General features: G+C 39.6%; 24 protein-coding genes, 4 tRNA genes and 1 pseudogene. 1 reads left to right on the forward strand and 28 read right to left on the reverse strand.

From position 1 onward, the window contains the following. Nucleotides 1-9: 9 nt before the first annotated feature. From rplN to rpsL, 15 genes and pseudogenes are all read right to left on the reverse strand, one after another. Nucleotides 10-377: pseudogene (gene rplN, locus JCM1039_RS03755) on the reverse strand (50S ribosomal protein L14). A gap of 31 nt (nt 378-408) precedes the next feature. After that, a complete protein-coding gene (rpsQ, locus tag JCM1039_RS03760) occupies nt 409-675 on the reverse strand; it encodes a 30S ribosomal protein S17 (protein ID WP_025014712.1) in 267 nt (88 codons plus the stop codon). 18 nt (nt 676-693) lie between these two features. Next, nucleotides 694-891 carry a 50S ribosomal protein L29 gene (gene rpmC / locus JCM1039_RS03765; RefSeq protein WP_003549032.1) on the reverse strand — a complete coding sequence of 66 codons (198 nt, stop codon included), beginning with the start codon at nt 889-891 and terminating at the stop codon, nt 694-696. Next, nucleotides 881-1321 carry a 50S ribosomal protein L16 gene (gene rplP / locus JCM1039_RS03770; RefSeq protein WP_003625792.1) on the reverse strand — a complete coding sequence of 147 codons (441 nt, stop codon included), beginning with the start codon at nt 1319-1321 and terminating at the stop codon, nt 881-883. The genes rpmC and rplP overlap by 11 nt, the downstream gene beginning before the upstream one ends. Further along, nucleotides 1321-1995, reverse strand: coding sequence for a 30S ribosomal protein S3 (gene rpsC, locus JCM1039_RS03775; protein ID WP_025014713.1), 675 nt, complete (start codon nt 1993-1995; stop codon nt 1321-1323). The genes rplP and rpsC overlap by 1 nt, the downstream gene beginning before the upstream one ends. Before the next feature lie 13 nt (nt 1996-2008). Then, entirely contained in the window at nt 2009-2362 is a 354-nt protein-coding gene (gene rplV / locus JCM1039_RS03780) for a 50S ribosomal protein L22 (RefSeq protein WP_003625788.1), read from the reverse strand. Between the two features lie 19 nt (nt 2363-2381). Next, complete coding sequence (rpsS, locus tag JCM1039_RS03785; protein WP_005720340.1) at nt 2382-2666, reverse strand: 30S ribosomal protein S19; 285 nt, start codon at nt 2664-2666, stop codon at nt 2382-2384. Nucleotides 2667-2684: 18 nt separating this feature from the next. After that, nucleotides 2685-3521 carry a 50S ribosomal protein L2 gene (gene rplB / locus JCM1039_RS03790; protein WP_025014714.1) on the reverse strand — a complete coding sequence of 279 codons (837 nt, stop codon included), beginning with the start codon at nt 3519-3521 and terminating at the stop codon, nt 2685-2687. A 15-nt stretch (nt 3522-3536) separates the two neighbouring features. Next, nucleotides 3537-3842 carry a 50S ribosomal protein L23 gene (gene rplW / locus JCM1039_RS03795; protein ID WP_025014715.1) on the reverse strand — a complete coding sequence of 102 codons (306 nt, stop codon included), beginning with the start codon at nt 3840-3842 and terminating at the stop codon, nt 3537-3539. Then, a complete protein-coding gene (rplD, locus tag JCM1039_RS03800; protein WP_025014716.1) occupies nt 3842-4459 on the reverse strand; it encodes a 50S ribosomal protein L4 in 618 nt (205 codons plus the stop codon). Before rplD ends, rplW begins: the two co-directional genes overlap by 1 nt. A gap of 14 nt (nt 4460-4473) precedes the next feature. Beyond that, on the reverse strand, nt 4474-5112 hold the full coding sequence (gene rplC / locus JCM1039_RS03805; RefSeq protein ID WP_005720335.1) for a 50S ribosomal protein L3: 639 nt from the start codon (nt 5110-5112) through the stop codon (nt 4474-4476). A gap of 26 nt (nt 5113-5138) precedes the next feature. Further along, complete coding sequence (gene rpsJ, locus JCM1039_RS03810; RefSeq protein ID WP_025014717.1) at nt 5139-5447, reverse strand: 30S ribosomal protein S10; 309 nt, start codon at nt 5445-5447, stop codon at nt 5139-5141. A 315-nt stretch (nt 5448-5762) separates the two neighbouring features. Beyond that, nucleotides 5763-7856 (reverse strand): elongation factor G, encoded by a 2094-nt coding sequence (gene fusA, locus JCM1039_RS03815; protein WP_025014718.1) that lies wholly within the window; start codon nt 7854-7856, stop codon nt 5763-5765. Nucleotides 7857-7889: 33 nt separating this feature from the next. After that, nucleotides 7890-8360, reverse strand: coding sequence for a 30S ribosomal protein S7 (rpsG, locus tag JCM1039_RS03820; RefSeq protein WP_003549021.1), 471 nt, complete (start codon nt 8358-8360; stop codon nt 7890-7892). Between the two features lie 15 nt (nt 8361-8375). Continuing rightward, the gene (gene rpsL / locus JCM1039_RS03825) at nt 8376-8783 is read right to left on the reverse strand and encodes a 30S ribosomal protein S12 (RefSeq protein ID WP_025014719.1); all 408 of its coding nucleotides are present in this window, start codon (nt 8781-8783) and stop codon (nt 8376-8378) included. A gap of 182 nt (nt 8784-8965) precedes the next feature. Between rpsL and JCM1039_RS03830 the strand changes: the two genes are divergently transcribed. Further along, nucleotides 8966-9649, forward strand: a complete 684-nt coding sequence (locus tag JCM1039_RS03830; RefSeq protein ID WP_025014720.1) for a prepilin peptidase — start codon at nt 8966-8968, stop codon at nt 9647-9649. Between the two features lie 56 nt (nt 9650-9705). Here the strand turns inward: JCM1039_RS03830 and rpoC are convergent, their stop codons facing one another. From rpoC to hslO, 13 genes are all read right to left on the reverse strand, one after another. Further along, entirely contained in the window at nt 9706-13359 is a 3654-nt protein-coding gene (gene rpoC / locus JCM1039_RS03835; protein ID WP_025014721.1) for a DNA-directed RNA polymerase subunit beta', read from the reverse strand. Nucleotides 13360-13374: 15 nt separating this feature from the next. Next, nucleotides 13375-17007, reverse strand: a complete 3633-nt coding sequence (rpoB, locus tag JCM1039_RS03840) for a DNA-directed RNA polymerase subunit beta (protein ID WP_025014722.1) — start codon at nt 17005-17007, stop codon at nt 13375-13377. Between the two features lie 222 nt (nt 17008-17229). Continuing rightward, complete coding sequence (locus JCM1039_RS03845; RefSeq protein WP_025014723.1) at nt 17230-19719, reverse strand: ATP-dependent Clp protease ATP-binding subunit; 2490 nt, start codon at nt 19717-19719, stop codon at nt 17230-17232. Nucleotides 19720-19825: 106 nt separating this feature from the next. Beyond that, nucleotides 19826-20281 carry a free L-methionine (R)-S-oxide reductase MsrC gene (msrC, locus tag JCM1039_RS03850; protein WP_025014724.1) on the reverse strand — a complete coding sequence of 152 codons (456 nt, stop codon included), beginning with the start codon at nt 20279-20281 and terminating at the stop codon, nt 19826-19828. Between the two features lie 76 nt (nt 20282-20357). Next, a tRNA-Pro gene (locus tag JCM1039_RS03855) sits at nt 20358-20431 on the reverse strand. Between the two features lie 36 nt (nt 20432-20467). Continuing rightward, a tRNA-Gly gene (locus JCM1039_RS03860) sits at nt 20468-20542 on the reverse strand. Nucleotides 20543-20651: 109 nt separating this feature from the next. Continuing rightward, nucleotides 20652-20726: transfer RNA gene (locus tag JCM1039_RS03865), tRNA-Gly, on the reverse strand. Nucleotides 20727-20837: 111 nt separating this feature from the next. After that, nucleotides 20838-20912, reverse strand: a tRNA-Gly gene (locus JCM1039_RS03870). Nucleotides 20913-21024: 112 nt separating this feature from the next. Further along, on the reverse strand, nt 21025-21843 hold the full coding sequence (locus JCM1039_RS03875) for a CPBP family intramembrane glutamic endopeptidase (protein ID WP_025014725.1): 819 nt from the start codon (nt 21841-21843) through the stop codon (nt 21025-21027). 218 nt (nt 21844-22061) lie between these two features. Continuing rightward, complete coding sequence (locus JCM1039_RS03880) at nt 22062-22718, reverse strand: ubiquitin family protein (protein ID WP_025014726.1); 657 nt, start codon at nt 22716-22718, stop codon at nt 22062-22064. 159 nt (nt 22719-22877) lie between these two features. Next, complete coding sequence (lysS, locus tag JCM1039_RS03885; RefSeq protein WP_025014727.1) at nt 22878-24425, reverse strand: lysine--tRNA ligase; 1548 nt, start codon at nt 24423-24425, stop codon at nt 22878-22880. A gap of 16 nt (nt 24426-24441) precedes the next feature. Beyond that, on the reverse strand, nt 24442-25467 hold the full coding sequence (dusB, locus tag JCM1039_RS03890; RefSeq protein ID WP_025014728.1) for a tRNA dihydrouridine synthase DusB: 1026 nt from the start codon (nt 25465-25467) through the stop codon (nt 24442-24444). Nucleotides 25468-25546: 79 nt separating this feature from the next. Beyond that, nucleotides 25547-26437: an Hsp33 family molecular chaperone HslO gene (hslO, locus tag JCM1039_RS03895; protein ID WP_025014729.1), complete on the reverse strand. Its 891-nt coding sequence runs from the start codon at nt 26435-26437 to the stop codon at nt 25547-25549. Nucleotides 26438-26479: the final 42 nt, after the last annotated feature.

A 26479-nucleotide genomic window follows, 5' to 3' on the forward strand; every position in this document is an offset into this window, starting at 1 on the left:
CACTATCAATTATAAGACTTCAGGAGCAAGAGAGACGATCTTCATAAAGTCGTGCTCACGTAACTCACGTGCAACTGGCCCAAAGATACGAGTACCACGTGGCTCTTATCTGCGTTAATAATTACGCCAGCATTTTCGTCGAATTTGATGTATGAACCATCTTCACGACGTGCACCTGATTTGGTTCTAACAATAACTGCTTTTACAACGTCGCCTTTTTTGACAACGCCACCTGGTGTTGCTTGCTTAACAGTACATACTACGATGTCACCGATGTTACCAGTCTTACGCTTTGAACCACCTAAGACTCTAATAACTAAAAGTTCTCTGGCACCAGAGTTATCAGCAACCTTTAAACGGGATTCGTTTTGAATCACTGTGTAATCCTCCCCTCACTAAATCCGCAAATTAAACAGATTTCTTAACAATCTTTACTAAACGGAAGCGTTTCTTACGAGATAATGGACGGGTTTCCATGATACGTACAGTATCGCCAACTTTAGCTTCGTTATTTTCGTCTTGTGCGTAGTACTTCTTTGAATATTTGATACGCTTGTTGTAAACAGGGTGGTTCTTGTAAGTGTCAACAACGACTACAATAGTCTTGTCCATCTTATCAGAAACTACACGACCTTGGTATACGTGACGACGATTTCTTTCGTTTGTTTCGCTCAAGTTAATAGCTCCCTTCCATTAATTGTTTTCTAACGCTTTTTCGCTCAGAATAGTCTTAATTCTGGCGATATTCTTGCGGACTTTACTCAAGCGAGCGGTATTTTCTAATTGACCCGTTGCTTGTTGGAAACGCAAATTAAAGAGCTCTTCTTTATATTGCTTTTCTTTTTCTAACATTTCATCAGTGGTTAATGCTCTGATATCTTTAGCCTTCATTAGATTCGCCACCTACTTCCGAACTTCTAGTTACAAACTTAGTCTTAATTGGTAACTTAGTTGAAGCAAGACGTAAAGCTTCACGAGCAGTTGCTTCATCAACACCACCAATTTCAAACATAATCTTTTCTCTCTTAACTACAGCTACCCAACCTGCTGGTGCACCTTTACCGGAACCCATACGTACACCAACACCTTTAGCAGTGTATGACTTTTGAGGGAAAATTCTAATCCAAACTTTACCGCCACGCTTCATGTAACGTGTCATAGCAACACGGGCAGCTTCGATTTGACGGTTAGTAATCCAATGTGATTCGAGGGCTTCAAGACCATATTCACCAAAGGCAATATACTTACCACCTTTAGCAGCACCACGCATCTTACCACGGAATTCACGACGGTGTTTTACTCGTTTTGGTACTAAAGGCATTATCTATTTCCTCCCTTCGCTGGCTTTGAAGCTGGCTTATTCTTACGAGTTGGTAAGACTTCACCACGGTTGATCCAAACTTGGACACCAATTTCACCGTAAGTAGTGAATGAATTTACCCAAGCGTAATCAATATCAGCTCTCAAAGTTTGTAATGGAACACGACCTTCTGTGTGCCATTCTCTTCTTGCCATGTCGGCACCGTTCAAACGACCTGAAGTTTGAACCTTAATACCCTTGGCACCAGCACGCATAGCTCTTTGAGTAGCTTGACGCATAGCACGTCTGAAAGCAATACGAGCTTCAAGTTGACGAGCGATACCATCAGCTACTAATTCAGCATCAAGATCTGGTTTCTTAATTTCAACAATATTAATGTGAACTTGCTTACCAGTTAAAGCATTTAATTGTTTTCTTAAAGCTTCAACTTCAGAACCACCTTTACCAATTACCATACCTGGCTTAGCAGTATGAATTGAGATGTTGATTCTGTTAGCTGCACGTTCAATTTCAACAGTAGATACTGAAGCATCCTTCAATTTTTCTGAGATGAATTTTCTGATTCGAAGGTCTTCGTTTAAAGTTTCTTTGTATCCCTTGTCAGCATACCATTTTGATTCCCAATCGCGGATAACACCGAGACGAAAACCGTTTGGGTTAATCTTTTGACCCATTAATATACCTCCCTTAATCGTTCTTTTCTGAAACTACTACAACTACGTGACTGGTTCTCTTGTTAATTGGAGAAGCCATACCCTTAGCACGTGGACGGAATCTCTTCAAGGTTGCACCTTCGTTTACGTAAGCTTCTGATACGTAAAGGTTAGCACTTTCAAGATCGTAGTTGTGTTCTGCGTTAGCAATAGCTGAACGTAAAACTTTTTCAACGATTGGGGAAGCAGCTCTAGGCGTAAATTCTAAGATTGCTAATGCTTCAGCAACGCTCTTGCCACGAATTAAGTCAACGACTAAACGAGCTTTTCTTGGAGCGATGCGAACAGTTCTTGCTTCAGCTTTAGCTGAACTAATTTGTTCTGCCATTTAGATGTTTCTCCTTCCTCTAAGCTTGTGTTGTGGCTTTATCATCAGTGGATTTGTGTCCGTGGAAAGTTCTTGTTGGAACAAATTCACCTAACTTATGACCAACCATGTCTTCAGTAACATATACCGGAACATGCTTTCTACCATCGTAAACAGCTATAGTCAAACCTACAAAGGAAGGGAAAATAGTTGAACGACGTGACCAAGTCTTAATAACTTGTTTCTTATCTGCATCTGCTTGTGCATCAACCTTCTTTAATAAAGATGCATCAGCAAAAGGACCTTTTTTAATACTACGGCTCATTAATTAACCCTCCTTCTATTATTTGCTACCCTTACGGTGACGAATGATTAACTTCTCGCTAGCCTTCTTGACATCTCTAGTCTTGATACCACGAGCCTTCTTACCCCATGGAGTCATAGGTTGTGGACGACCAACAGGAGCCTTACCTTCACCACCACCATGTGGGTGATCGTTAGGGTTCATTACAGAACCACGTGATTGAGGACGCTTGCCTAACCAACGCTTACGACCAGCTTTACCTAATTGGATTAAGGAGTGTTGTTCGTTACCGACCACACCGATAGTAGCACGGCATGATGATAAAATCTTACGAACTTCGCCACTTTGTAATCTAATCAAAGTGTAGTCTCCATCAACACCTAAAACTTGAGCTGAAGCACCAGCACTTCTTACAAGTTGACCACCCTTGCCTGGCTTCAATTCAATGTTGTGAATTGAAGTACCAGTAGGGATATTCTTCAATGCTAATGCATTACCTGGCTTAATGTCAACTTCGTCGCCTGATTCAACGATGTCGCCAACCTTTAAGCCCTTAGGTGCCAAAATGTAAGCCTTGATACCATCAGTGTAGTGAAGCAAAGCGATGTTAGCAGTTCTGTTTGGATCGTATTCGATTGCCTTTACAACTGCCTTTGCATTGTCTTTGTTACGCTTAAAGTCGATGATACGGTATTTTTGTTTGTGACCACCACCACGGTGTCTTACAGTGATATGACCATATGAGTTACGACCTGCAGTGTGTGATTGTGATTCAAGTAAAGTCTTTTCAGGCTTTGTCTTGGTAATCTCCGCAAAGTCGGAAGAAGTCATATGACGACGACCATTCGTGGTTGGCTTGTAAATCTTAATAGCCAATTGACTGACCTCCTATTACTTGTTGTCTTCTTTATCTTCGTCTTGGAAAATCTTAATACTGTTTGAATCGTCAGTTAAAGCAACAATAGCCTTTCTACGACGAGCAGTCTTACCAGTGTAACGACCTACTCGCTTGTCCTTGCCGCGAACGTTCATAATGTTAACGCTCTTTACTTTAACATCGAAGATTTCTTCAACAGCATTGCGAACTTGTGTCTTGGTTGCAGTTAAAAGCACGTCGAAAGTGTACTTCTTATCATCCATTAAGTTCGTGGACTTTTCAGTAATGACAGGTCTTAAAATGATATCGCGTGCATCCATTAAGCCAAAACCTCCTCGATCTTCTTAACAGCGTCTTGAGACAAGATTAACTTGCTGTAGTTAACAGCATCTTCAACATTCAAACCGTTAACTGGAACAGCCTTAACCTTAGCCAAGTTTCTTGCGGAAAGTTGTACATTGTTATCATCAGTAACAATTAAAACCTTACCGTCAGCGTTTAAGCTGTTTAACATTGATACTAATTCCTTAGTCTTAGGAGCTGACATAGTCAACTTGTCTAAAACGATTAAATCATTGTCAATCAACTTTTGAGAAAGAACTGACTTAATAGCCAAACGACGTTGCTTTCTTGGCATAGTGTATGCGTATGAACGTGGAGTTGGGCCAAATACTGTACCACCGCCACGCCATTGTGGAGCTCTGATAGAACCTTGACGAGCACGACCAGTACCCTTTTGTCTCCAAGGCTTCTTACCACCGCCGCGAACAGCAGATCTATTCTTAACCTTTGAGGTACCTTGACGCTTGCCGGCTCTTTGTCTAATGATTGCTTCAAAAACGACATTATCGTTAGGTTCAATACCAAAAACTTTATCGTTTAAAGTAACTTCACCAGAGTCTTTACCGTTTTGATCCATAACTTTTAAATTAGCCATTCTAGTCCTCCTTCCTATTTATCAGCCTTAACAGCTTTAGAAGCAGTCTTAACAACGATTAATGAGTTCTTAGCACCAGGGACATTACCCTTAATCATTAATACGTTCTTATCTGCAACAACTTTTTCAATTACTAAGTTTTCAATGGTAACTTTCTTTACACCCATGTGACCTGGCAAACGCTTGCCCTTTGGTACACGGTTAATGATGGAACCCATTGAACCAGGAATTCTGTGGTATCTTGAACCGTGGGTTTCTGGTCCTCTTGATTGGCCCCAACGCTTAATATTACCTTGGTATCCATGACCTCTTGAAGTACCAGTAACGTTTACAACGTCACCTTCCTTGAATGTATCCACAGTAACTTCTGAGCCGACTTCATAGTCCTTAAGCTCAACACCGCGGATTTCCCGAATGAAGCGCTTAGGCGAAGTCTTTGCTTTATCAGCATGACCTTTTTCTGGTTTGTTGCTCAAAACTTCACGCTTGTCTTGGTAACCTAATTGAACTGCTTCGTAACCGTCTGACTCAACAGTCTTAACTTGCATAACAACGTTAGGAGTTGCTTCTACAACAGTTACAGGAACAAGGACACCATCTTTAGTAAAGATTTGAGTCATACCAACTTTTCTTCCTAAGATTCCTTTGGTCATGTTTACACCTCTTTCTATTATTTAAATTACAGTTTAATTTCGATGTCTACGCCGCTTGGAAGATCAAGCTTCATTAATGAATCAACAGTCTTAGGTGTTGGATTCAAAATGTCAATCAAACGCTTGTGAGTGCGCATTTCAAATTGTTCACGTGAGTCCTTGTCCTTGTGTGGTGAACGAAGAACAGTGAATAAAGTTCTTTCTGTTGGAAGAGGAACTGGACCTGAAATTTCAGCACCAGTTCTCTTTGCAGTAGCTACGATCTTAGCAGCTGATTCATCGAGAATACCATGTTCGTAGGACTTAAGTCTAATACGAATTGTTTGACTTGCCATTAAATTACCTCCTTAACGTCTTCTTTAAAAGATGACTAGCTCGGCAAAAATTCCCCGCACGCCACTGTGGCAATGCAGCCTGGTGTGCCGCAACCTTTTGCGTCAAAGCTTTACAACAATATTCTAGCTTTAGAGCACAATTGCCCCTAAAGCACAAAGACTATTGTACTTTGTCTCCCCTTAAATATCAAGGGTTAAGGGCATTTTTCTAAAAATTTTTTCAAAAAAAGAGCTATTGAAAAATCTTCAATAACTCTTTTTTGTATGTAATTGTTTTCAATTAAGCTAAAAGCATTTCGGCTTTTTTAACTGAAATTATTCAGTTTCGCCGCCACGCTTCTTGATGATTTCAGCTTGAATTGACTTAGGAGTTGGTGAGTAGTGATCAAATACCATAGTAAATGTACCACGACCTTGAGTTGATGAACGCAAAGTAGTTGCGTAACCAAACATTTCTGAAAGTGGAACAAATGAGTTAATGATCTTTGCACCGGCTCTGTCTTCCATACCTTCCATGGTACCACGACGAGCAGTGATTGAACCCATAACGTCACCTAAGTATTCTTCTGGAGTAGTTACTTGAACCTTCATAATTGGTTCCAAGATAACCGCGCCGGCCTTTGAAGCAGCGTTCTTCAAAGCAAGTGAAGCAGCAACCTTGAAGGCAGCTTCTGATGAGTCGACTTCGTGGTAACTACCATCGTAAAGCTTAGCCTTAACGTCGATCAATGGGTAACCTGCAAGAACACCATTCTTCATAGCTTCTTGTAAACCTTGGTCAACTGAAGGAATGAATTCACGAGGAACAACACCACCAACGATGGCATCTTCGAATTCGTAACCCTTGCCTTCTTCGTTAGGAGTAAAGTCAATCCAAACGTCACCGTATTGACCTTTACCACCTGATTGACGAACGAACTTACCTTGTGCCTTAGCTTCCTTGGTGAAGGTTTCACGGTAAGCAACTTGTGGTTCACCGATCTTAGCATCAACGTTAAATTCACGTCTCATACGTTCAACCATGATGTCAAGGTGAAGTTCACCCATACCTGAAATCAAAGTTTGACCAGTTTCTGGGTTAGTTTCAGCACGGAAAGTTGGATCTTCTTCAGTAAGCTTTTGCAAAGCAACGTCCATCTTATCACGGTCAGCCTTTGACTTAGGTTCAACTGATACTTGGATAACTGGATCTGGAACTTTCAAGCTTTCCAAAATAAGTGGATGATCTGGGTCAGTTAATGAGTCACCAGTAGTGGTGTTCTTCAAACCGATAGCACCAGCGATATCACCTGAGAATACTTCTGGAATTTCAGTTCTTGAGTTGGCGTGCATTTGAAGCAAACGACCTACACGTTCACGACTGTTCTTTGAAGCGTTCAATACGTATGAACCTGATTCAAGAGAACCGGTGTAAACACGGATGAAAGTCAAACGACCTACGAATGGGTCAGTAGCGATCTTGAATGCAAGAGCTGCAAATGGCTTCTTATCGTCAGCCATAAGTTCAACTTCATCACCAGTCTTAGGATTGTGAGCAACGTAAGGCTTAACGTCAAGTGGTGATGGCAAGTAGTCAATAACACCGTCAAGCATCATTTGAACACCCTTGTTCTTGAATGCTGAACCAGCGTAAACTGGGAAGAACTTCAAGTCCAAAGTAGCTTTACGGATAGCTGCCTTTAATTCATCGTTAGAAATTTCTTCACCGCCAAGGAATTTTTCCATGATGCCGTCATCAACATCGGCTACAGCTTCAATTAAGTCGTTACGACGTGCTTCAGCTTCTTCCTTGTATTCGTCAGGAACTGGAACAGTATCCCACTTAGAACCAAGCTTGTCTTCGTCGTAGATGTCGGCAACCATGTTGATTAAGTCGATAACACCTTCAAAAGTGTCAGCTGAACCAATTGGCATTTGAACAGCATGTGCATTAGCGTTTAAACGTTCGTGCAATGACTTAACTGACTTATCGAAGTCAGCACCGATCTTATCCATCTTGTTAACGAAAACAATACGAGGAACACCGTAAGTTTCAGCTTGACGCCATACGTTTTCAGTTTGTGGTTCAACACCAGCTTGGGCATCAAGAACAGTTACGGCACCATCAAGAACACGAAGTGAACGTTCTACTTCGATAGTGAAGTCAACGTGTCCTGGGGTGTCGATGATGTTAATTCTGTGGTCTTTCCATTGTGCAGTAGTAGCTGCAGAAGTAATGGTGATACCACGTTCCTTTTCTTCATCCATCCAGTCCATTTGTGAATCACCTTCGTGAGTTTCACCAATTTTGTGGATCTTACCAGTGTAGTAAAGGATACGTTCAGTAGTAGTAGTCTTACCCGCATCGATGTGGGCCATAATACCAATGTTACGTGTCTTTGCTAATGGAAATTCACGCTTGTTAGCCATAAATTATTCTCTCCTTAAATTAAAACGAACAAATTAGAAGCGGTAGTGTGCAAATGCACGGTTAGCTTCAGCCATACGGTGAACATCTTCACGCTTCTTAACTGCTGAACCAGTGTTGTTTGAAGCATCGATAATTTCGTTAGCTAAACGTTCATCCATAGTGTGTTCGTTACGTAAACGAGCGTATGAAACAAGCCATCTTAAACCTAAAGTAGTTCTTCTTTCAGGACGTACTTCAACTGGGATTTGGTAGTTTGAACCACCGATACGGCGAGCTCTAACTTCCAAAACCGGCATAACGTTGTTCATAGCTTCTTCAAATACATCAAGTGGTTCCTTACCAGTCTTGTCTTGAACAATGTTGAAAGCATCGTAAAGGATTGAAGATGCCTTAGCTCTCTTACCATCAATCATTAAGTGGTTGATTAACTTGGTAACAAGCTTTGAGTTGTAAACTGGATCTGCTAAAACGTCTCTCTTAGTTACGTGACCTTTTCTAGGCATTATTTAACTCCTCCTTTAATCTTTCTTAGTACCGTACTTAGAACGGCCTTGCTTTCTGCCATCAACACCAGCAGTATCGAGGGCACCACGAATGATGTGGTAACGTACACCAGGAAGGTCCTTTACACGACCTCCACGGATTAATACAACTGAGTGCTCTTGCAAGTTGTGGCCTTCACCTGGGATGTAGGCAGTAACTTCGATCAAGTTTGAAAGACGAACACGAGCGTACTTACGTAAAGCTGAGTTAGGCTTCTTTGGAGTCATAGTACCAACACGAGTTGCAACACCACGCATTTGTGGAGCTGGGTTGAATACTGATTCCTTCTTCATACTGTTGTAGCTGTAATTCAAAGCAGGTGACTTTGATTTAGTAACCTTTGAATGACGGCCTTTTCTTACCAATTGATTAATGGTTGGCATTAATTTTTCCTCCTAAAAATACTATTTTGTTCACACATCCGGGAGTTTCTTTTTTGACTCACGAATAGACTGTTCAAAACATACAAAGACTATTGTACTCGGTTTTAAACAGAAATCAAATTTTTTCAAAATAAAAAAAGAAAAATCTCCCTTTTTTGCGTAATAAATAATGAGGTGATTTTTTGAATTCAATATATTATTTTTTCAACTTTATTATCGGTACTTGTCTTGCATCCCACGCATTGGTTATTTATGAACGGTGGCCTGAAAGAAATATTATTTTTGCTCGTTCTCATTGCGACAATTGTAAATCTGAACTTTCACTTTTAGATGAAATACCATTGTTTTCGTTTTTGGTTTTAAGAGGTCGTTGTAAATATTGTCAATCTTCTATTCCAGCAGAATTATTCTTATTCGAATTAATCGGCGGTATTGCCTTTACCACAATTGATTTTAGTAACAAAAATGGCATTTTAACATCAATCTTGCTTTTTTCATTATTATTAGTGACTATCTCTGATTATAATCAACAAAATTTTGATTTACTTTTCCTTGTTCCAGCTACGTTAATTGCTATCTTTTATAATCAGTTTTCCAATTATAACCTAATCGATTGGATTTCTTTTATATGCATCATATCTATTCTAGGCTGGAATGTTTTCAAACAAAAAATGGGGTCAGGCGATTTAATTATCTATTTAATAATTTCGAGTTACTTCTCTACAACCGTAGCTAATTTCACTTTACTCATCGCTTCTCTTCTAGCAATTATCGTTTTTCTCATTGAGAGAAACGATAAAAATCAAAGTTTTCCATTCTTGCCCTTCATCTTTACTGGATTGGCATTTACTCAATTTCTAGTATAAAAAAAGAGTTTCTATCAATTAAGATAGGAACTCTTTTTTGTTAAACAAAACTATTTTTACTTAGTCTTGTCCTTTTCTTTCATTTGTTTTTCGATATCAGCAATTGAGTAAACCGAATCTGGCTTCTTAACGTCAGCTTCGGGTTCCATGCTGCGATATACAGGCATACCAGTACCAGCTGGAATGATCTTACCGATAATAACGTTTTCCTTAAGACCAAGAAGTGGGTCATTCTTACCTCTGATTGAAGCATCAGTAAGAACACGGGTAGTTTCCTGGAATGAAGCAGCTGACAAGAAACTGTTAGTTTCCAAAGCGGCCTTAGTAATACCTAAGATTACGCTTTGTGCAGTTGCTGGAATACCACCAGAAATAATTACTTCCTTGTTGCGGTCTCTAAATTGACCGATATCCATTACTTCACCTGGCAAGATGTCAGTTTCACCCGGGTCAAGTACACGTACCTTTTGAAGCATTTGACGAGTCAATACTTCGACGTGTTTATCAGAAATATCTACACCCTGCATTCTGTAGGCCTTTTGAACTTCAGCCAAGATGTACTTTTCAGTAGTCAAAGTATCAGTTACTTGGATCAATTCCTTAGGGTCAATAGAACCAAGAGTCAACTTATCACCACAGTGAACAGTATCACCTTCAGCTACGGCAACAGAAGCAGTGTAAGGAACGCTGTAACTTCTAGTATCAATCTTACCCTTAACTGTGATTTCACGAGTATGTTCTGCTGGGTTTTCTTGAATTGAATCAACAACACCATCTACTTCAGAAATGGTTGCACGACCCTTAGGGTTACGTGCTTCGAACAATTCTTGAACACGAGGCAAACCTTGAGTAATATCTTCAGCACCGGCAACACCACCGTTGTGGAAAGTTCTCAAAGTAAGCTGGGTACCTGGTTCACCAATTGATTGTGCGGCAACAGTACCAACTGCTTCACCGACTTCAACTTCTTCACCAGTAGCAAGGTTCATACCGTAACACTTACGACATACACCGTGAGAAGTGTCACAAGTAAGAATTGAACGAATCTTAACGTTAGTTACACCAGCATCACAAATCTTGTGAGCCATAGCTTCGTCCATCATGACATCCTTACCGACGATAGTTTCACCGGTCTTTGGATCCTTAACAGTTTCAGCAGTGAAACGACCAAGTAAACGGTCAAATAATGGTTCAATTAATTCGTCACCTTCCATGATGGCGCTAACTGTAATACCACGATCAGTACCACAATCGTCTTCACGGATAATAACGTCCTGAGCAACATCAACCAAACGACGAGTCAAGTAACCTGACTGAGCAGTCTTCAAAGCAGTATCAGTCATACCTTTACGAGCACCGTGAGTGGACATGAACAATTCAAGCACTGACAAACCTTCCTTGAAGTTTGAGGTAACTGGGATTTCGAACAAACCACCGTTTGGAGTAGCCATCAAACCACGCATACCAGCTAACTGAGTAAAGTTAGAAATGTTACCACGGGCACCTGAGTCGGCCATGATTGAAATTGGGTTACGAGGTGAGTGAATTTGAGCAATTTCGTTTTGGATTTCATCCTTGCATGCATTCCAAATGCTAATTACTCGGTCGTGACGTTCTTGTTCAGTAATTAAACCACGTCTAAATTGCTTAGAAACAACGTCAACTTGCTTACGTGCCTTAGCTACCTTTTCATCCTTGTCTTGGATTTCAGGAACGTCAGTCATACCAATAGTAATACCTGAAGTAGTTGAACTAGTGTAACCTAACTTCTTCAAGTCATCCAAGTATTCTGAAGTTCTTTGAACCTTGTAGTACTTGTAGATAGTAGCAATAGAATCTGATAAGAAACTACTCTTAAATGGACTATCAATTAAGTCGTCAGCAACTTTATTGATTCTATCCTTAATGTCTTCACCCTCATCTAAGAAGTACTTAGCATCCAATGGGTTGTTTAAGTTCTTCTCAGTTGGTTCGTTGATGTAGAAGTAATCATCTGGGAACAATTGGTTGAAGACGATCTTACCATAAGTAGTAACGAAAATACCGTGTTCATGTCCCTTAGGCCATGGCTTCTTAGGCATAGAATCAGCTGACATACCAATAATGGTGTGATAGTGAATGTCACCATTTTCGTAAGCTACAGTTGCTTCTGCTGGTGAACTGAAGATCATGCCTTCACCTTCACGACCACGTTCAGCTTGAGTTAACCAGTAGTTACCCAAAACGATATCCTGTGATGGAGTAACGATTGGCTTACCATCCTTAGGAGCCAAAATGTGGTGAGCAGCAAGCATAAGCAAACGTGATTCAGCAACAGCTTCATCTGAAAGTGGTACGTGGATGGCCATCTGGTCACCGTCGAAGTCGGCGTTGTAAGCTTCACAAGCTAATGGGTGAAGTCTAATTGACTTACCTGGTACCAAAACTGGTTCGAATGCTTGGATACTCAAACGGTGAAGAGTAGGTGCACGGTTCAAAAGAACTGGACGTTCCTTAATAACGTCTTCAAGTACATCCCAAATATCGTCGTCTTCACGGTCGATCTTACGCTTAGCATTCTTAATGTTTGAAGCAATACCACGCTTTACCAACTCGTGCATTACGAATGGCTTGAATAATTCCAAAGCCATTGGACGAGGAACACCACATTGATAGAACTTCAATTTTGGTGAAACATCGATAACTGAACGACCTGAGTAGTCAACACGCTTACCAAGTAAGTTTTGACGAAAACGACCTTGCTTACCTTTAAGCATGTGTGAAAGTGACTTAAGTGGACGGTTACCTGGTCCTACAACTGGACGACCACGACGACCATTATCAATTAAGGCATCAACAGCTTCTTGAAGCATACGCTTTTCGTTTTGAACGATAATGTTAGGAGCGTTCAAATCAAGCAATCTCTTCAAACGGTTGTTACGGTTAATAACACGTCTGTACAAATCGTTCAAATCTGAAGTTGCGAAACGGCCACCTTCAAGTTGAACCATTGGACGAAGATCTGGTGGAATAACTGGAACTGCATCCATAACCATCCATTCAGGCTTGTTGCCTGAGTTCTTGAATGCGTCCAAGATATCCAAACGTCTGATTGCACGAGTACGCTTTTGACCAGTTGCAGTTTGAAGTTCTTTCTTCAAATCCTTAACTTCTTTGTCAAGGTCAACCTTCTTAAGCAAATCACGGATAGCTTCAGCACCCATCTTGGCAACGAAACGATTACCGTATTTTGCCTTTTGTTCACGGTATTCAGCTTCAGTCAATAATTGCTTAGGTTCAAGATCAGTATCACCTGGGTCAATTACGATGTATGCAGCAAAGTAAATTACTTCTTCAAGCAATCTTGGAGAAATATCCAATACCAAACCCATTCTTGATGGAATACCTTTGAAGTACCAAATATGGGTTACAGGAGCTGCTAATTCGATGTGGCCCATACGTTCTCTTCTTACCTTTGAAGAAGTAACTTCAACACCACAACGATCACAAACTATGCCGCGGTATCTAACACCCTTGTACTTACCACAAGCACATGACCAATCTTTTGTTGGTCCAAAAATTCTTTCATCAAACAAGCCATCTTTTTCAGGCTTTAAAGTACGGTAGTTGATGGTCTCTGGCTTCTTAACTTCACCATATGACCAGCTTCTGATCTTGTTAGGTGATGCAAGACCAATTTGCATACTTTCAAACTTATTTACGTCGATCAAAAGTTTAACCTCCTACTATTTAGAAACTTTACCGTCAGATTCGTCTGCAGGAGCTACTAGCTGGTCTGCAGTCTTTTCATTATCTTCTGATTTTCCAGTTTCTTCGGCTAACTTCTTCTTTTCTTGTTCTTCTGCCATACGTGACAAAGTATCGATGTTCAAGTGTTCACTTGATTCTTCATCCATGTCACGAAGTTCAATTTCCTTGTGGTTCATATCAAGAACACGAATGTCCAAACCTAATGATTGAAGTTCCTTTACAAGAACACGGAATGATTCAGGTACACCTGGCTTAGGAATTCTTTCGCCCTTAACGATAGCTTCGTATGCTCTTACACGACCAACAACGTCATCTGACTTGTAAGTCAAAATTTCTTGCAAGGTGTAAGCAGCACCGTAAGCTTCAAGAGCCCAAACTTCCATTTCACCGAAACGCTGACCACCGAATTGAGCTTTACCACCCAAAGGTTGTTGAGTAACCAATGAGTAAGGCCCAATTGAACGAGCGTGGATCTTGTCGTCAACCATGTGAGTAAGTTTCAAGTAGTGCATGACACCAACTGATACACGGTTGTGGAATGGTTCACCGGTACGACCATCGTAAATAACAGTCTTACCATCTTTATCAATACCAGCTTGGCGAACAGTATCCCAAACATCGTTTTCGTTTGCACCATCAAATACTGGAGTTGCAACGTGAATACCTAATTGACGAGCAGCAGCACCCAAGTGCAATTCAAGAAGCTGTCCAATGTTCATACGTGATGGAACACCCATTGGGTTCAAACAAATGTCTACTGGAGTACCATCTGGAAGGTATGGCATATCTTCTTCTGGAACAACTGCGGCAACAGTACCTTTGTTACCGTGACGACCAGACATCTTGTCACCAACTTGGATCTTTCTCTTTTGTGCAATGTATACACGAACCATAGTGTTTACACCTGGAGAAAGTTCGTCGCCGGCTTCACGAGTATAAACCTTAACATCTTGAACGATACCGCCACCACCGTGTGGTACACGAAGTGAAGTATCACGAACTTCACGAGCCTTTTCACCAAAGATAGCGTGAAGTAATCTTTCTTCAGCAGATAATTCAGTTACACCCTTAGGAGTTACCTTACCTACCAAAATATCACCATCGTGAACTTCAGCACCAACACGAACGATACCATCAGCATCAAGGTCCTTTAATGCATCTTCACCGATGTTAGGCAATTCTCTAGTAATTTCTTCAGGACCAAGCTTAGTATCACGAGCTTCTGATTCGTAGTCTTCGATACTAATTGAAGTGTAAACATCATCCTTAACCAAACGTTCTGAAAGCATGATGGCATCTTCGTAGTTGTACATGTTCCAAGTCATGAATGCGATCAATGGGTTTTGACCTAAAGCAAGTTCACCATGATCCATAGTAGGACCGTTAGCAATTACATCGCTTACGTCAACATGATCACCTAACTTAACGTTAGGAGTTTGGTTGTATGACTTAGAGTTGTTTGAACGACGGTACTTTTCAAGAGTGTACTTGTCCAAAGTACCATCTTCACGTCTAATACGGATTTCGTTAGCATCAACGTATTCAACAGTACCTGCAGCCTTAGCAATTAAAGCGGCACCTGAATCGTGAGCTGCACGATATTCCATACCAGTACCAACAAGTGAACCGTGTGGGTTGATCAAAGGAGCAGCCTGACGTTGCTGGTTGGCACCCATCAAAGCACGGTTGGAGTCGTCGTTTTCAAGGAATGGAATACATGCTGAAGCAACTGAAACAACTTGCTTAGGAATAACGTCCATGTAGTCAATCTTGTCTGGAGTAACTTCGACGTTATCTTCCTTTTGACGAGCCAAGATAAGCTTTTCCTTAAATGAACCATCATCGTTCAAAGGAGTGTTAGCACCGGCAATGATGTAGTTATCTTCTTCGTCAGCAGTCAAGTAGTCGATCTTATCAGTTACCTTGTGGGTATCCCAAGAAACACGACGGTATGGAGTTTCAATGAAACCATACTTGTTAATGATTGCGTATGAAGCAAGTGAGTTAATCAAACCAATGTTAGGACCTTCAGGTGTTTCAATAGGACACAAACGACCATAGTGAGTATAGTGAACGTCACGAACTTCATATCCGGCACGATCACGAGTCAAACCACCAGGCCCTAAAGCTGACATACGACGCTTGTGGGTCAATTCACCTAATGGGTTGTGTTGGTCCATGAACTGTGAAAGTTGTGATGAACCGAAGAATTCCTTGATACTTGCAACAATTGGACGAATGTTGATCAATTGTTGTGGAGTAACAGTTGATGGATCTTGGATTGACATTCTTTCACGAACAACACGTTCCATTCTTGCTAAACCAATTCTGAATTGGTTTTGAAGAAGTTCACCAACACGACGAATACGACGGTTACCCAAGTGGTCGATATCATCAGTAGTACCAATCTTGTCTTGTAATGCAAAGAAGTAGTTGATTGAAGCCAAAACATCAGCTGGAGTCAAATGCTTAACGTCTGCAGCAATGTGACCATTAGACATCAACTTAACTTCACGTTCTGGGTCAACCTTTGAGTAAACCTTAATTTCTTGAACAGTAATAGGATCTGGTAAAACACCTTCCTTTGAAGGTTGGTAAGTTACCATCTTGAAGTCATCACGATCAAGGTATGGAGCAAGCTTGTCCATTATTTCGTGGTTAACAACAGTACCCTTCTTAGCAATAATTTCACCAGTATCTGGATCAGCTAAAGTTTCAGCTAAGGTTTGACCGTACAAACGGTTCTTAAGTGAAAGCTTCTTGTTGATCTTGTAACGACCAACTGGTGCCAAGTCATAACGACGTGGATCAAAGAAACGGGCATATAGCAATGAACGTGATGAATCAGTAGTCTTTGGTTCACCTGGACGAAGTCTTTCGTAAATGTCCTTCAAAGCTTCAGCTACACGTGAGTCAGCTGGGTTCTTGTGAACATCCTTGTCCAAAGTAAATTGCAAAGTATCGCTTTGACCAAACATATCAATAATGTCGCTGTCAGAGCCAATACCCATTGCTCTAATCAAAACTGTAAGTGGCAACTTACGAGTACGGTCAACACGAACAAATGAAACATTCTTAGCGTCAGTTTCATATTCAAGCCAAGCACCACGGTTAGGAATAACAGTAGTACCAAAGATTTGACGACCGTTCTTGTCGTAATCGCCAGAGTAATATACACCTGGAGATCTTACCAATTGTGAAACGATAACTCTTTCGGCACCGTTAACGATGAATGAACCTGATTCAGTCATCAATGGTAAATCGCCAAAGAATACATCTTGTGTCTTAATTTCACCAGTTTTTTGGTTAGTAAGTTTTAAGGTTACGTGCATTGGTGCAGCATAAGTTGCATCGTGATCACGAGCTTCGTCAACCGTGTACTTAGGCTTTTGAAGCTTGTAGCCAACATATTCTAATGAAAGCTTACCTGAGAAGTCACTAATAGGCATAATGTCGTCAAAGACTTCTTTAATGCCTTTATCAAGAAACCACTTATATGATTCGGTTTGAACATCGGTCAAGTTTGGCAGCTTCAATACTTCCTTAATTCGGGAAAAACTGCGTCTAGTTCGATGCTTACCGTAGTTCACTACGTGTCCATTTAACAAGGAAAAAACATCCTTTCTGTCTAAGAAAGCAAATATTACATTTCTGTTACAAATTTAAAAAACCGCAATTTTAGGCATAAAAAAGACAAAAACAACGTATGTCGTTTTTGTCAATATCATTTTGCTGGACAATAGATCAGCAAAATCCTGAATCTCAGTCTTTTTAAATCAGCAAAAATTATATGTTATTTTAGGTAAAAAGTCAAGGTTAAACGCCTATTACTACTTGACTTTTTCTAATTTTTTGGTAGATCTGGTAACTTCAAATTTCAACTTGCCATGTTGACTACCAATCTTCAAGGTATCACCCTTTTGAACTTCGCCAGTTATCAACATTTCAGCTACTTTATCTTCAATGTCATTTTGGATTGCTCTTCTAAGAGGACGTGCACCATTTTCTGGGTCGTAACCGTCTTGAACAATCTTGTCCAAAGCAGCGCGAGAAAGCTTAAGCGTAATACCCTTCTTTTGCAAACGTTCAACCAATTTATGAGTAAGCAAAGTAACAATGCTACGTAATTGCTTCTTAGTTAACTCATCGAAGACAATTATTTCATCAATTCTATTCAAAAATTCTGGACGGAAGAATTGTTTGATTGCTTGTTCAACCTTGCCTTGTCTTTCCTTAGCTTGATCTGCGTTATCAGCGTTAAAGCCGACTGCATTGGTATCAAACAATGAGCGTGAGCCCAAGTTAGAAGTCATGATAATAATGGTATTTCTAAAATCGACTCTTCTACCTTTAGAGTCAGTCAAGAAACCTTCATCAAGTACTTGCAAAAGCAAATTGAACACATCTGGATGTGCTTTTTCTACTTCGTCAAGCAAAACTACTGAGTATGGGTGACGACGAACTTGTTCAGAAAGTTGACCGCCTTCTTCGTAACCTACATAACCAGGAGCTGAACCGATCAACTTACTTGAAGCAATTTGATCCATGTACTCGGACATATCAAGACGAATCATGTTGTCTTCTGAGCCAAACATTGCTGCAGCAACTGCCTTAGCAAGTTCAGTCTTACCAACACCTGTTGGTCCTAAGAATAGGAATGAACCAATTGGACGACGTTCATCCTTAATACCACTTCTGCTACGACGAATAGCACGCGCAACTGCAGAAACTGCCTTATCTTGTCCGATAACATGCTTATGCAAGACACTTTCAAGGTTAGCCAATTGACGTGTTTCGTTACGCTTCATTTGAGTAACAGGAACGCCAGTCCAATCCGAAACTACCTTAGCAATATCTTCAGGTTCAACAATTGCACTCTTACTTACTTTAGAATGCAAAGTATCAATCAACTTTTCACGTTGTGCTTGCAAATTATTTTGTTCATCTTGCAATTGAGCAGCCTTAACAAAGTTTTGACTTGCAGCAGCTTCATTCTTTTGATCAATTAACTTCTTAATCTTATCGTTGATTTGAACCAGCTTATCATTGGAACCCACATTATTGCGGATCTTAACTGCGGCACTAGCTTCATCGACCAAGTCGATAGCCTTGTCTGGCAAAAATCTGTCAGAAATGTAGCGACTTGATAAATCAACCGCATCTTCAAGACTAGCTTCAGAAATAGTTACGTGGTGGAACTTTTCATATTTGGACTTCAAGCCTTGCAAAATAGCCAATGTTTCTTTTCTTGAAGGTTCGTTAAGACGAACTTGTTGGAAACGACGAGCCAAAGCTTGATCTTTTTCAATGTACTTTTGATATTCATCGAAAGTAGTTGCACCGATCATTTGAATATCGCCACGAGCAAGTGATGGCTTCAAAATATTAGAAGCATCGATTGCACCTTCGGCACCACCAGCACCAATTAAAGTATGCATTTCGTCTACAAATAAGATGACCTTACCGTCTTTAGCAATTTCATCCAAGATCTTCTTCATACGATCTTCGAATTCACCACGGTATTTAGTACCAGCAACCAAATTACCCATATTAAGTGCCATGACACGCTTATCAAGTAAATCTTCTGGTACCTTTTTCTTAACGATTTCTGTTGCAATTGCTTCAGCTACAGCAGTCTTACCAACACCAGGTTCACCAACCAAAACAGGATTGTTCTTGGTACGACGAGAAAGAGTTTGAATTACACGTTCAATTTCCTTTGAACGACCGATAACTGGATCGATAGCTCCTTCACGTGAACGTTGATTCAAGTTAACTGCCACTTTATCCAAAGTAGGTGTTGTACTTGCCTTACGCTTTTTTTGTGCAGGTGCTGCTGACGTATTATTGTTGCCTAACCAGTTAGCAGAGTCGGCAAAGTCTTGATCTTGTTCCAAACTGTCAATTGCATCTTGACGCAAGCGACTAATATCCACATTTAAGTTCTTCAAGATCATTGCTGACAATACTTGTTCACTAGCAGTTATTCCTAGCAAAACGTGGTTAGTTTGAATTTCTTTATATCCACCTTGATCTGCTTGTCTTTTAGCATAATCTAATGCCAAACTCAAACGAGGTGACATTTCCATATAACTAGCTTTAGGTGCTGAGCCGTAGCCAGTGTAGCGCTCAATTTCTTCACGCACAGCAGTAGGAGTTAAGCCCCATGAACGAAGTATCTTCCCTGCTTCACCGTCTGTTTCAATTACTAAAGCTAATAAAATATGTTCTGTTCCAATTAAGCGATGATGGAAATTTTGTGCTTGTTCACGCGCAATTTCCAATACTTGATTAACGCTTTTACTATATGAGTTTTCCATACAAACACCACCCCTTTAAGATACGTTATGGTATTTTACTTTTATTTTGTCAGTAAGTAAAATAATTTAACTTGTCTCCGTGATCATTATGATCAAAAACACTCAATTAATCAAAAATTGCGTCGGCAATTTCGGTTAAATATTTTTGATCCGTTTCATCAAAATTGTCTAACTTTGTGGAATCAAAATCAAAAACGCCCCATAATTTTTCATCCTTAAAAATAGGCACGACGATTTCAGAATTCGAAGCACTGTCGCATGCGATGTGACCAGCAAATTCATGGACGTTGGGCACAATTTGTGTTTTTTCTTCCTTAGCCGCTGTACCACAAACACCTTTGCCCATTTGAATATGCACACAAGCTGGCATCCCTTGAAATGGGCCTAAAATCAACTCGCCGTTTTCAAAGCGATAAATACCAGCAAAATTAACATTATCAAGCGAATTAAACAAAAGCGCAGATAAATTAGCAGTATTGGCAATCCAATCATCTTCACCATCAACTAATGCTTTGGCCTGCTGCACTAACAATTCATAATTTTCTTTCGTAGTAGCTGTCATTTTCATGTCCCCTATAGTTTTAGTGTGTATTATAGCAAAAAGAAAAAAGCTGTCTATTAAGACAGCTTGAATATAATCGGGAAAACGCGATTTGAACGCGCGACCTCTACGTCCCGAACATAGCGCTCTACCAAACTGAGCTATTTCCCGAAAAAAAAGACTCACCATTCGGTGAGCCTTCTATCTTGGAGCGGAAGACGGGATTCGAACCCGCGACCCCCACCATGGCAAGGTGATGTTCTACCACTGAACTACTTCCGCGACAACAGTTATTATTATAGCAAATGCATTTTTCATTGCAAGGCATTTTGCCAAAAAAGATAAATTTATTTTAGGCACAAAAAAAGCTCACTTCCGTGAGCTTTCGTCTTGGAGCGGAAGACGGGATTCGAACCCGCGACCCCCACCATGGCAAGGTGATGTTCTACCACTGAACTACTTCCGCAAGAACAAATATTATTATAGCAAACTTATTTTTCTTTGCAAGATCTTTTTTCAAAAAAGATAAATTTATTTTTAGGCACAAAAAAAGACTCACTTTCGTGAGCCTTCGTCTTGGAGCGGAAGACGGGATTCGAACCCGCGACCCCCACCATGGCAAGGTGATGTTCTACCACTGAACTACTTCCGCATAACAAATATAATTATAGCAAAACTTATTTCTTTTGCAATATGTTTTCATAAAAAAATCTCATATCCATGTTTAAAACACAGATATGAGATTTCATTTTATAGAGTTTAAATCATTTATTTTTAGCAAAAATCTTATATGCAATCAAGGCTACTACTAAATAACCAATAACGGCTATGAGTGAAGATTCCATTCCAAATCCACCACCTGTTAGCAAAGCATTCTTGCTACTAATAACGTAAGAATACAATGCATCTTTTTGTGGTGAAACCGCAATAGCAAATATTGCACTAGTGATTAAGTTCCAAATAGCATGCACTACAGCGCTATTCCAAATGGAGTGTTCTGACATTTCTATTAAAGAAAACATTACACCGACCAAAGTACCAGCAATTATTAGCTGAATTATACTAATAAAAGATAAATTTCGACTAACAATATGCAAAAGTCCAAAAATGACAGATGGGACTAAAACACCCACAAGATAGTTCCATCTAATCGACAAAACGTTCAGAATTACTCCACGAAAGATTAATTCTTCTACAAATCCTGCGGCTAAACTAGCATAAAAAATATTGAATACAATATTTTCCATATCTGAAGAATTAGCATCTACGATTTTCCCATTCATTACTAAAAAAGCTGCAGTTACTGCCAAAGGTAACAAAATTGCAATTAGAATCCACTTAAGACTAATCTTAAACTTTTGGATTCCTAATCTTGGTAAACTAACTTTCAGATACCTATCAGCTATTAATTTTACTAAGAGATATGCAATTACTGCATATAAAATCGCACCTATCAGAATAGGAACAACATATCCAATATGACATTTCTTCAAAAGCATAATTATAGATTGAGAAATAAATGATGCCACCACTAAACTAACTATTGCTAAAATTGATCCTAAAATTGCTTTAGTAGTTTTCATTCTTATTGCCTCCTACTGTTCTATTCATATAATACAGCGTGACAATAAACTTTAAAACTATGCAACTTAAAAATCATACAAAAAACCTCATATCCATGTTCAAAACATAGATATGAGGTTTTTTATATTTTTTCTTAGTCTAAGTCAGTTTTAACTTCTGTATCAATTGAAGAAACTGCTTAAACGCTCATATGTCTTCAAATCACTTCATTGCTTTACTAATTATCAGTTATTTTTGCTTGAGCTTTTTTAAACTTGAGCATTTCTTTTTGCCAATTTATCGTTTCACAATGCTTACTGCCATCTGGCTCCGCAAAACAGCATATAATGTCTCCTTTATAATTATCGTCTATTCCTAATTCTTTCTTTATAAAACTTACTTCTAGGCTTTGCTTTTGAAATTCACCGGCTTTGACACGTTGAGGTATCAGTTCAAACTCTCTTTTAAATACTTTATCTTCTTTTTTCTTAACACCATAAAATTCTAAACTTATTGAAATATCACTTAAATTGTAAGCAATAAAATAAATTTCTTTCTGGTGTGATTTTTTTATATTTTGACCATGACAAATTTTCAATCGTGATTTTCTTCCAGTAGCTAACCACAAAGAAACAATTACAGCACCTAAAGTACCAACACTACTAATCCAATCAGCCAACATACCTATAGAATTTTTTGGAAAAATCAGTGTAATAGATACGCCTACCATCAATCCAAATAAAATTCCAATACCTGATACAATTACTTCTTTTTTATTTTCTCTATACTTTCTTTTAAAAAATGCAATCTTAGTATCTATTTCATGTTTATACTCAACACCAACGATAACCCCAATAATAAATAATGCTATTGCTATAACTACTAAAAAAATCAAGTTATTCATTCTTTTATAAAATATAGTTTAATTATAAAAAAGTCCCTTATCTATGCAATCAAGCACAGTAAGAGACTTTCTGTGTCAGCTTTTTTACCAAATCATTTATAAAAATTTGAAAATTAAAAGCAATTTTATCTTTACTTCCAAAGCCCGATATTAGTCCTTCTTATTCTTCTTAGCTAAATCAGCCTTAACTTCTGCATCAATTGAAGGAACAGCTTCAGGACGCATTGTTGGGAAGAGCAAAACATCACGGATAGCTGGAGCATCAGTCAAAAGCATTACCAAACGGTCAATACCGATACCCAAACCACCTGTAGGTGGCATACCGTATTCCATAGCACGAAGGTAATCTTCATCGATCATATCAGCTTCGTCATTACCTGCTTCACGTTCTTCCATTTGAGCTTCGAAACGTTCACGTTGGTCGTCAGGATCGTTCAATTCTGAGAAGGCGTTACCGTATTCTTCACCCATGATGTAAATTTCGAAACGATCAGTAAATCTTGGATCATCTGCGTTCTTCTTAGCAAGTGGTGAGATTTCTACTGGGTGACCGTAAACGAAGGTTGGGTCAACAATAGTTTCTTCACAGTACTTTTCAAAGAAGGCGTTAATAATGTGACCAACTTTCCAGAACTTTTCAACGTGGATGTCGTGGTCTTCCGCAATCTTAGTTGCTTCTTCAAGAGTCATTGGCTTCCAGAAGTCAACGCCAGTCTTTTCCTTGATCAAGTCAACCATGTGAACGCGACGGAATGGCTTGCCTAAGTCAATGTCAGTACCTTGGTAAGTGATCTTACCGTCATCTGAAACAACCTTAGCTGCAGCACGGATAATACCTTCAGCTTCATCCATAACATCGTGATAGTCCCAGTATGCTGCGTAACTTTCAAGTTCAGTAAATTCTGGGTTGTGGTGAGTGTCCAAACCTTCGTTTCTGAATACACGGCCGATTTCGTAAACACGTTCCATATCACCAACAATCAAACGCTTAAGTGGAAGTTCCAAAGCAATTCTCATGTAAAGGTTAATATCCAAAGCGTTGTGGTGAGTAATAAATGGACGAGCTTCAGCACCACCAGGAATGTTGTGAAGTACTGGAGTTTCAACCTCCAAGAAGTTTTGACCATTTAAGTAGTCACGAATAGCTTGAATGATTTGAGTACGGTGAACAAAGCGCATGTAGCTGTCACGGTTAGTGATCAAATCAAGGTAACGTTGACGGTAAATTGCTTCAACATCCTTCAAGCCGTGGTACTTGTCTGGTAAAGGACGAAGAGCCTTGGACAAGAATGTTACGTGAAGAGCTCTAATAGTAAGCTCGCCAGTATCGGTCTTCATAACTTCACCATCGATACCTAAGAAGTCACCGATATCTGATTTCTTGAAGATCTTGTAGTTGTCTTCACCAACGATGTCTTTACGTACGTAAATTTGGATCTTACCAGTACGGTCATAAAGATCAGCGAATCCTACCTTACCCTTACCACGTTTAGCAAGCATACGACCAGCAATCTTGGTCTTAGGCATATCTTGGTTTAATTCATCTTTGTCTTCATTGCCATACTTTTCTTCCAAAGTACTTGCTAAATCTTGACGATCAAATTTTCTTTGGCCAAATGGTTCAATTCCATTTTCGCGCAGTTCGTCCATCTTTTGGCGACGAACTCTTAATTGGTCGTTCATTTCATTCTTTGCCAATTTATCTTTCCTCCATTTATTTGTTCATTGTCGCGCGCCGTGCAGCACGAGCTTTTTCTCTTTTTTCATATTCATCTACAAAATTATCAAGCAAGTCACACACTTCTTGACGCGTCCAGACCTCATTTATTTTAGCACGAGTACGGGCTGAACGGGGAATTCCCTTTAAATAGTATGCAGCTTGTTGACGAAATTCTGGAACTGCACGCTTTTCGCCGTGAATTTTAATTAATCCTTCGAGCTGGTGCTTAGCAGTTTCGACCTTTTCACGCACAGTCTGTGGTGGTAAAGTTTCCCCTGTTTCTAAGTAATGCACCATATCCTTTAAAATCCATGGATTACCTAATGCGGCACGTCCAACCATGACTGCAGTACAGCCAATTTCATCCAAAGCTTTTTTGGCAAGCTCAGGAGTTCTGATATCTCCATTAGCTACAAATGGAACATCAAGAACTTGAGCAACATCATGCAAAACTTCCCAATCAGCTTCGCCTTGATACATTTGTTTTCTAGTTCTACCATGCATTGCAATCATGCTGGCACCAGCTTCTTGAGCAGCCAATGCATTTTCTACAGCAAAAACATGCTTACGGTCCCAACCAATTCTCATTTTAATAGAAACTGGTTTTTGTACATTCTGCACTACGGCATGAACCATTTGATAAATCTTGTTAGAATCAAGCAACCATTTAGACCCTGCATCGGTCTTGGTAACCTTAGGTACAGGACACCCCATATTAATGTCAATAATATCGGCATCCGTATGTTGATCTATATATTGAGCAGCTTGAAGCAATGTATCTTCGGTCCCTCCAAAGATTTGAATACTCATTGGATGTTCTCTTGGGTCTACATCCATCATGCTCAAGGTTTTCTTATTTCGATAAATTATCCCATGATCTGAGATCATTTCGCAGACAACCAGCCCAGCTCCGAATTCCTTACATACAACGCGGAACGCTGAGTTTGAAACTCCCGCCATCGGCGCAACAACAACTCGGTTTGGAATGGTGATATCGCGAATTTTCCAGCTGTTATCCACCAAATCATCCTTTCAAAATACTCTATTATAATATCAAAAAAGCTCCATGGGATAAAACCATAGGACTTTTTAAATAAAATTAATAATCTTTATCGTCTTTCTTCTTGGTCAAAATTTCCTTTAATTCATCTTCAGTGTAGTGATATTTGTTACCACAGAAGTTGCAGGTAAGTTCTGCACCGTGATCTTCATCGATCATTGCCTTTAATTGTGATGACTTCAAAGTTTCAAGGATTCCAGCATATTTTTCTTTAGAACAATCACATTTAAATGCGACATCGTCCTTTTCCAAAATCTTGCAATCAGTACCTAAAATCTTGCGAGATAAATCTTCTGGTGTCATCCCATCTAAGAATAAGGAAGAAAGTGCTGGTAAAGCATCAATACGTTTAATTGTTTTATCGATCAAAGCATCACTTGCACCAGGCAAAGCTTGAAGCATAAATCCACCAGCTTCACCAATGGAATTATTTGGATTTACAAAAACAGACAAACCAACAGCTGATGGAATTTGTTCTGATTTAGTAAGGTAGTAGGCAAAGTCTTCAGCAATTTCACCAGAAACAATTGGCACTTGACCAGTATATGGCTCCTTTAAACCAAGATCCTTGGTAACTTCAAACCAACCTTGTCCCACAGCCTTTTTAACATCAATATGGCCATTTTTCTTAGGTGGCAAAGCAATATGAGGATTCTTTACATATCCCTTAACTGTTAAATCAGATTTTGCAGTTACGATAGTTGGACCAACTGGACCATTACCGAGCAATCTAACTGTTAATTCTTCTTTATCAGTAAGCTCTGCACCAGCAAGAAGTAGTGAACCTACTAAAGTACGACCAAGAACTGCTGCAGATGCTGACCATAAATCATGACGCTTTTGTGCTTCACTAACTACGTCTTTAGCAGTAATAGTTAATAAACGTAAATTCTTAGTTTTATCGATTGATTTTACTAAATAATCATTCATTTTTATCCTTCTCTCTAAAAAAATAGAGCCTTTTTCAGGCCC

Origin of the sequence: Lactobacillus kitasatonis DSM 16761 = JCM 1039, from assembly GCF_000615285.1 — a bacterium.
GTDB classification, from domain to species: Bacteria; Bacillota; Bacilli; order Lactobacillales; family Lactobacillaceae; genus Lactobacillus; species Lactobacillus kitasatonis.

Excerpts from the sequence above, each read along its gene's own strand:
- rpmC (WP_003549032.1), bottom strand. The coding sequence starts at position 891 with ATGAAGGCTAAAGATATCAGAGCATTAACCACTGATGAAATGTTAGAA.
- rplP (WP_003625792.1), bottom strand. The coding sequence starts at position 1,321 with ATGCCTTTAGTACCAAAACGAGTAAAACACCGTCGTGAATTCCGTGGT.
- rpsC (WP_025014713.1), bottom strand. The coding sequence starts at position 1,995 with ATGGGTCAAAAGATTAACCCAAACGGTTTTCGTCTCGGTGTTATCCGC.
- rplV (WP_003625788.1), bottom strand. The coding sequence starts at position 2,362 with ATGGCAGAACAAATTAGTTCAGCTAAAGCTGAAGCAAGAACTGTTCGC.
- rpsS (WP_005720340.1), bottom strand. The coding sequence starts at position 2,666 with ATGAGCCGTAGTATTAAAAAAGGTCCTTTTGCTGATGCATCTTTATTA.
- rplW (WP_025014715.1), bottom strand. The coding sequence starts at position 3,842 with ATGGATGCACGCGATATCATTTTAAGACCTGTCATTACTGAAAAGTCC.
- rplD (WP_025014716.1), bottom strand. The coding sequence starts at position 4,459 with ATGGCTAATTTAAAAGTTATGGATCAAAACGGTAAAGACTCTGGTGAA.
- rplC (WP_005720335.1), bottom strand. The coding sequence starts at position 5,112 with ATGACCAAAGGAATCTTAGGAAGAAAAGTTGGTATGACTCAAATCTTT.
- rpsJ (WP_025014717.1), bottom strand. The coding sequence starts at position 5,447 with ATGGCAAGTCAAACAATTCGTATTAGACTTAAGTCCTACGAACATGGT.
- fusA (WP_025014718.1), bottom strand. The coding sequence starts at position 7,856 with ATGGCTAACAAGCGTGAATTTCCATTAGCAAAGACACGTAACATTGGT.
- rpsG (WP_003549021.1), bottom strand. The coding sequence starts at position 8,360 with ATGCCTAGAAAAGGTCACGTAACTAAGAGAGACGTTTTAGCAGATCCA.
- rpsL (WP_025014719.1), bottom strand. The coding sequence starts at position 8,783 with ATGCCAACCATTAATCAATTGGTAAGAAAAGGCCGTCATTCAAAGGTT.
- JCM1039_RS03845 (WP_025014723.1), bottom strand. The coding sequence starts at position 19,719 with ATGGAAAACTCATATAGTAAAAGCGTTAATCAAGTATTGGAAATTGCG.
- msrC (WP_025014724.1), bottom strand. The coding sequence starts at position 20,281 with ATGACAGCTACTACGAAAGAAAATTATGAATTGTTAGTGCAGCAGGCC.
- JCM1039_RS03875 (WP_025014725.1), bottom strand. The coding sequence starts at position 21,843 with ATGAAAACTACTAAAGCAATTTTAGGATCAATTTTAGCAATAGTTAGT.
- hslO (WP_025014729.1), bottom strand. The coding sequence starts at position 26,437 with ATGAATGATTATTTAGTAAAATCAATCGATAAAACTAAGAATTTACGT.